The sequence below is a fragment of the Helicobacter didelphidarum genome (assembly GCF_003364195.1).
GTDB classification, from domain to species: Bacteria; Campylobacterota; Campylobacteria; order Campylobacterales; family Helicobacteraceae; genus Helicobacter_A; species Helicobacter_A didelphidarum.
Genome location: NZ_NXLQ01000004.1, coordinates 99,022 through 106,234 on the forward strand (window position 1 = coordinate 99,022; position 7,213 = coordinate 106,234).

The 7,213-nt window shown below is 31.2% G+C and carries 4 protein-coding genes; 1 reads left to right on the forward strand and 3 read right to left on the reverse strand.

Going from position 1 to position 7,213, the window contains the following annotated elements:
* Positions 1–93: 93 nt before the first annotated feature.
* Positions 94–1,260 (forward strand): MFS transporter, encoded by a 1,167-nt coding sequence (locus CQA53_RS03700; protein WP_115542688.1) that lies wholly within the window; start codon positions 94–96, stop codon positions 1,258–1,260.
* Between the two features lie 255 nt (positions 1,261–1,515).
* Here CQA53_RS03700 and CQA53_RS03705 read toward each other — a convergent pair whose 3' ends face one another.
* From CQA53_RS03705 to CQA53_RS03715, 3 genes are read right to left on the reverse strand one after another with little or no spacing between them, the layout of a single operon-like run.
* Entirely contained in the window at positions 1,516–4,035 is a 2,520-nt protein-coding gene (locus tag CQA53_RS03705; RefSeq protein ID WP_115542673.1) for an RNB domain-containing ribonuclease, read from the reverse strand.
* Between the two features lie 9 nt (positions 4,036–4,044).
* Positions 4,045–6,399 carry a ribonucleoside-diphosphate reductase subunit alpha gene (locus tag CQA53_RS03710; protein ID WP_115542674.1) on the reverse strand — a complete coding sequence of 785 codons (2,355 nt, stop codon included), beginning with the start codon at positions 6,397–6,399 and terminating at the stop codon, positions 4,045–4,047.
* A gap of 9 nt (positions 6,400–6,408) precedes the next feature.
* Positions 6,409–7,050, reverse strand: coding sequence for an NAD(P)H-dependent oxidoreductase (locus CQA53_RS03715; protein ID WP_115542675.1), 642 nt, complete (start codon positions 7,048–7,050; stop codon positions 6,409–6,411).
* Positions 7,051–7,213: the final 163 nt, after the last annotated feature.

Genomic DNA, 7,213 nt, shown 5'->3' on the forward strand with positions numbered 1-7,213 from the left:
TATAGTTACAAAATACGAGATGAAAAAATGAGTGCATTATTTAATCACTTATCATTCTATACAATTTTTAATATTCAATTTTTTGGAGAAAATATGCAAGGTTATATGAAAACTATTATTCTTTTGGCATTTTCGAGTTTTTGCATGGGTGTTGCTGAATTTATAATTTCTGGAATCATTACCAACATTAGCAAACATTACAATATTTTAGTTGGCGAAGCTGGGAATCTTGCCACATTATATGCTATTGGCGTTGTAATTGGTGCTCCCATTGTGAGTGTGCTAATATCTGCTTGGAACTATAAATTGCAACTTGCTTTCACACTTTTTATCTTTTGTTTTTCCAATGCAATTATTTTCTTTGCAGATAATTTTCTTATTATGCTTATAGCACGATTTATTGGTGGTCTGATGCATGGTTTATTCTTTGTTATTGCGACAATAGTCGCCATTAAAGTTGCTCCACAAAATAAAACAAGCACTGCTTTAAGCCTTATGGTAAGTGGATTGACAATTGCCCTTGTTACAGGAATACCACTTGGAATCTTTCTATCAGAGCAATATAGCCTTTTATTTCCTTTCGCATTTATTGCGGTTTTTAGTCTCCTGGTTGCGATTGCCACACTTTTTATCATGCCTGATCTCAAAGGTAACAAGGGAAGCTTTAAGAATCTTATTATAGCTTTTAGATTTCCACCTCTTTATCAAGGATTTTTAATCACTGCTTTTACATGTGGTTCACAATTTGTTTTATATGTATATTTGCGTGTTTTTCTTGAGAAACATGGATTCCATACTGATACAATTAAAAATATCTTTCTTTTATATGGTATTGCTGCTATCATTGGGAATCTTTTTGGAGGAAAATTTGCAGATTCTCGTGGCTCTTTCCTTGCTTTAAGTATTATTTTAATCTTACAAATTACCTTTTTTAGCCTAATGAGCGTAACTTATATGTTTGGAGAATTATTTGTAATCATCAATATTTTATGTATGGCATTCTTTGGATTTGCAAGTATTGCACCGCTTAAGATGTTAAGCACATATTTGGCACACACTTACACGCCAAAAACGCAAAATGATACAATTGCACTCAATGAAGGGGCTTTTAATGTAGGAATAGCATTTGCATCATTTATTGGTGGAATTGTTGAACATAATATTAGCGTTAATTTTAATGGTTTATTTTCTGCAATTTTTAGTATATGTGCATGGCTTATCTTATTTCTTTGTATCCGTAAAATATATTATCGCATGTAGACAATTTTATATGATAGAATGTTTAATTTTTCATGCTGAAATACCAAATGATGTTTATTATAATAAATAATAAGGAGCATGACATTACAAAAATAATAATAATAAATTATTGAGTGTTATAAATTCCTTCAAAAAGCTTAGCAATGTATGCTTTGAAAAAGCAAAATTTCATACCAATAGAATTCGATAAGAATGCAGAAATTCTATAAACACTCAAGAATATGAAAGCAAAAAATATTACATATTGCATCCTAATCATGACTCTTCTATTACCCTGGCTTTAAAGCACAAAGAAGAAAAATCAACTTCAAATATCTCAACCCATACAATGTGATATAACATTAAATCATTTGGTGTTGAGCTTATGTGGTCATTTGCCAACATAGGCTTTATTAATGGAGAATCTACTAAAGTGCAAGCAGTATTTTGTGTATTAAGTTTTTGTATACTAGATTCTATACTACTATTCATTTCTTGAGGATTAACATTGTCTCGTAAAAATGTGTGTATAGAATCTCTTGTAGTATTGGAAGATTCTAAATATTCAATCTCTGAATAGTCCTTATGCTTTTTTCTCTGTTTTTTTACTTTAGATTTTTTTTGAGTTTTTTGTGTCTGATTATTTGCTACCTCAGAATCTTCTTTTACAATCTTGACCATGCAGTAGCCTATACTATCTAATGGCATCGCAAGAATTTCATTCTGTTTGATTTCTAAAATAAAAACTTTTTGTTTTTGTGGTAAAAACTTTTCAAAATAACGCAAAATGCAAAGTTTTCGATAAAGAGATTCTATACTATCAAACTGCAATTCTACCGCATTAATATGCTGAATGGCACTCACAGATTGCACAGAAAGAAAAGAAAGCATTTTTCTATCATTTTTAAGATACGCACTAATAAAACGATGGACCATTAAATCAGCATATCTACGTATAGGTGAGGTAAAATGGGTATAAGTCCGGAATCCTAAACCAAAATGTCCGAGATTTCTATGTTTATAAGTAGCTTTTTGAAAACACTTTACAATAAGTGTATCAACAATTTCTTGTTGATTGCATGTAGAGAGTAAATTTTTGGAATCCTGTTTTCTTGCTTGTTGTTGTAGAATATGCAATGCTGTGGCAATAGTATCTTCACGATTAGTCATATTTTTCTGCTTATTTTTATATTTTTTACGCCCTATTATTGGAATCTCATATCCCATATTACCTAGTGTTTTTGCCAATTGTTTGAAATTGTGCATATTCATACTTTTATGATTACGAAAGATTCCATGTTGTATGCGTTCCAAAAGTCTTGCACTTTCTTGATTTGCAAGGAGCATCGCCTCTTCAATAATGATATGTGAAAGTGTTTTAGATTTCAAAGTAATTTTCTTTATGCTTGAATCGGCATTTAATGCAATATTAAAATCTTTTAAACATAAATCAAAACCTATTTTTGTGCGTTTTCGATAAATATATTGAGTAATTCTGTAAAATGAAAAAAGCGACTGTATCACAGATTGGATAAGGGAATCTGAAGCACCGGTAACTTTTAAAAAGCCTAGGGGGGAGTTTCTAGGTATTTTTTGGATATTTGGTAGTTTTTTATGTTGTGAATGGTTTTTATATGCTTGAATGCAATATTCTAAGATTTTATCAGCTTGTTGGTAACTTAAATTCATCTTTGATTCAATAATTGCCTTAAAAACTCTTGCGCGCAAGATATTACCTGTTTGCTTATGTAGTCTCATCTCCCACACAATAGCTAAACGAGATTGCATAGGTCGTAATGAACAAGCATTGGCGCTCAAAATTTTGGGCAACATTGGGAAAACTTGATTGGGGAAATAAAGGCTAAATGCTCGTTGCAATGCCTCTTTATCTAAAATGCTTTGTGGGATAACATATTCGCTTACATCAGCAATGGCAACATAAAGAATACCCCGTTTATCATCATAATAAAGAGCATCATCATGATCCTTTGCATTTGTTGGATCTATTGTACAGAAAGGCAAATGCTTTAAATCAAATCGCACATAGCTTGTAGTTTTGTTTATATCCAAACTATTTATAAGATTCTGACTTGTATTGATTGATGATGATGTGTTTGAATATTCAAAAATTCTTTGTGAAATAGAATCTATATCTTTATACAATATGCGTTGCTTTGTTTGTTTCCGTTTTATTTTCTCTATATCCAAAAATGGCACACCAACAAGATTTTGCAAACCTGTTGCCATATTTTCAGCCTGCAATAACGACTTTTCACTAAATTCTTTTGGTTTATAGTTATGCACAAGCATAGCAATTTTCTTATCATGTGTAAAATCAAGCAAGCTCCCTAAAACTTCTATAATTTTAAATTTTGCATTCAATACAAGAAGAGCAAGCCTTGGTAAAGCCTGAAGTGCCTTTTGTGAGACTTGTATGGGTAATATTGTTCGATACTTAAAATGCAAGACAATAAATCTTTTTTTACTATCTTGAGTAACAATTCCTAAAATTGTTTCTAGTGTTTTATCACTATTTTTTGATTTATTTTTTCGCTTATGCTCTAGATTATATTGGTTTATTTTTATAAGATGCTGTGGTGAAGTTTTTTGTTTTTTATTTTCTTTCTTTTTGCTCTTATGGTTCTTATGAAAATTTTTCTCATCTTCTAATTGCATCAAAGGTGTTGGGAAACCCTTATTTTGCTTTTTATATTTTTTCTTTGTAGTATATTGTTTCTTGTCTATAAAATAGAAATCTTCAGAATATAAATCTAAACTTTTATTATTTTTTCCCATTTTATTTTCTTATTGACAACCTATACATTCCATGCTTCTATCTATTGTATCTACCTCTGGACTTTCGCTCCTTAGGTAATAGGTAGATTTTAATCCTAATTCCCACGCTAAGAGATAAATTTCACTTAATTGTCTACCATCAATACCATTAATTTTTACAAAAATGTTCAAACTTTGTCCTTGATCAATCCATTTTTGTCTAATCGCTGCAACTTTTACTAAATCAAGCTGATTAATTGAATAAGCTGATTTATAATAATTAACAGTATCGAGTGTAAGGTTTGGTGCAACAACTTTTATCATACCACTAAGATTCTCTTCAAACCATTTTTGCTTATAGATAGGCTCAATGGTTTGTGTTGTCCCAACAAGAATACTAATGGAACTTGTTGGAGCAATAGCCATTAAATACCCATTCCTTATACCTTGAGTTTTTACAAGTTCACGTAAAGAATCCCAATCACAATTTTGTGTTCTATCCAACAATGCTAAAGCACTTTCATGTGCCATGTCGATTGGAAATATTCCCTTGCTCCAATGAGAATTCTCATAAATCGGATACACACCACGTTCTTTTGCTAAATCAGAACTTGCCTTAATTGCATAGAAACTAATATATTCCATAATTTCATCAATTTTTTCTAAGTGTTTTTCACTACCCCAATGGATTTGCTTGGTAGCCAACATTTCTGCTTCACCCATCACACCTAACCCTATCGCACGATTATTAATATTTGTTGCCCTTACCTTGCGATTGGGATAAAAATTTAAATCAATCACATTGTCAAGCAATCTAATAGCAATGGGTATCACCCTTTTTAAATCCTCATTTGTATGAATGCGACTAAGATTGATACTTGCGAGATTACAAACTGCTGTTTCTCCTCCTGTTTGCACCCTCTCGGTGCTAAAAATTCTTTTGCCATTTATAGAATCTATACTCATAAGTTTATTTGCTTTTTTTGTAACTCCACTATCAATTACTACTTCATCAAATTCCTCATAAATAACTTTCTCGCCATTTTCAAATTCTACTTGCACTACATAATGACTAGGTTTTGTATTTTGAAATATCTCCGTGCAGAGATTAGAACTACGAATAATACCTTTATGTTTATTTGGATTTGCCCTATTTGCATTATCCTTGAAGCATAAAAATGGCACACCAGATTCAAAATAACTTGTTAATATTTTTTTCCATAACTCTTTTGCTGAAATTGTTGTAACAACCAAATCATAGTTAGATTCAAACTCTAAATATTTTTTTTCAAATTCTTTACCATATAAATTTGTAAGATCATGACATTCAAATGGATCAAAAAGAGACCATTTTCCATTAGATTTTACCCGCTCCATAAATAAATCACAAATCCAAAGAGCTGGAAAAAGATCATGTGTTCTGCGTCTTTCTTCCCCACTATTTTTTCGTAATTCAAGGAACTCTTCAACATCTCTATGCCATATTTCTATATAAGTGGCTATTGCTCCTTTTCTTGTACCAAGTTGATCAACAGCTATTGCAACATCATTGGTAATTTTTAAAAATGGAATGATCCCACCTGCAGCATGTTTATGTCCATCGATATAACTACCAAGCCCTCTTATTTGTGAAAAATCCCAACCAATTCCACCACCATATTTGCTTAGTAATGCCATTTCTTTATATGAATCAAAAATACCTTCAATATTATCTGGTGTAGAACCAATATAACATGAACTAAGCTGGTGCCTTGGTGTTCTTGCATTTGCAAGTGTTGGTGTCGCACACATAACTTCAAACTTTGAAAGCATGTCATAGAATCGAATAGCCCATTCATTACAATCATCTTCATTTTGTGCCAAAAACATTGCAATCGCCATAAACATATGTTGTGGTAACTCAATTGGTTTATTCGTAGAATCTTTCAATAAATACCTATCATACAATGTTTTTATACCCAAATAATTAAACTGTAAATCTCTTTCTGGCTGAATCTTAGAATTTAAAAAATCTAAATCATATTTTTCTTTCAGTCCCCTTAAAAGTTTACCCTCTCTTTCGCCGACTTCAAAATATTCGCGTAAATGTATATATCCCGTAAAATGGCTGACACGATGATAAAGATCATAGAGAAACAATCTTGCTGCAACAAATGTCCAATTTGGCGAATCAATATCTATCTTATCTACCGCAGTTTTAATTAGAGTTTGCTGAATTTGCTCTGTTGTCATTCCATCGGAGAACTGGATCTTTGCATCAACTTCAAGTTCACTTTGACTTGTCCCATCTAAATTTTCCACAGCACTTGAAGTATGTTTTTGGATTTTAGAAATATCAAGCTCTTCTGTACGTCCATTTCTTTTTATTACATATATTGTTTTCAAAAATACACCTTAAATAAATTTAATAATTTCATGTTTATTCATTCTTAGTCTTGGACTTTGCTCCATATTACGATAACCCAAACACAATACCAATGCCACTTGCTCTTGAAAAGTATCAAGTTGTAATGTAGATTCCAATAAATTCTTATCAAAACCCTCAATCATACATGAATCAATACCAAGAAAAGCCGCATGATTCATCATTGTCGTTGCCATAATATATGCTTGATGGATACTCCATAACCCAAGTTTCTCAATATCAGTCAAAAAGCCTGAATTTTCAAGCTTATTTTTTCCATAACGCTCTGTGGCATAATATTTAATTTTATCCGCAGATTTTACTCTTCTTGCAAATTTATTAAAAACATAATTTGTATTTGGAAGCATATCCACTTTTAAAGATGTAAAAACGATTGTCTGTGAAGCATCTGTGATTTGATCTTGATTCCAACATGCTTCTTTGATTTTTTCACGCATTTCTTGAGTCCGCACAATCAGCATACGAGTTGGTTCCAATCCAAAAGAACTAGGAGATAATATCCCTGATTCAAGAATTGCTTCAAACTCATCATCTGAGATTTTTCTATGTTTATCAAATACCTTGCAGGCAAAACGAAATTGCATCGCATCTAAAAAAATATCTTGTTTCATGAGAGAATCCTTTGTGTTTTTAAATTCAAGGCATAATTTTACTTGAATTTTACTTAATGTGTGCTTTATTTTAAATATTATCAAAATTTAAGTTCAATTTGGTGTATTTGACACAGAATGCTTCACTATATATATATATATATATATATATATATATATATAT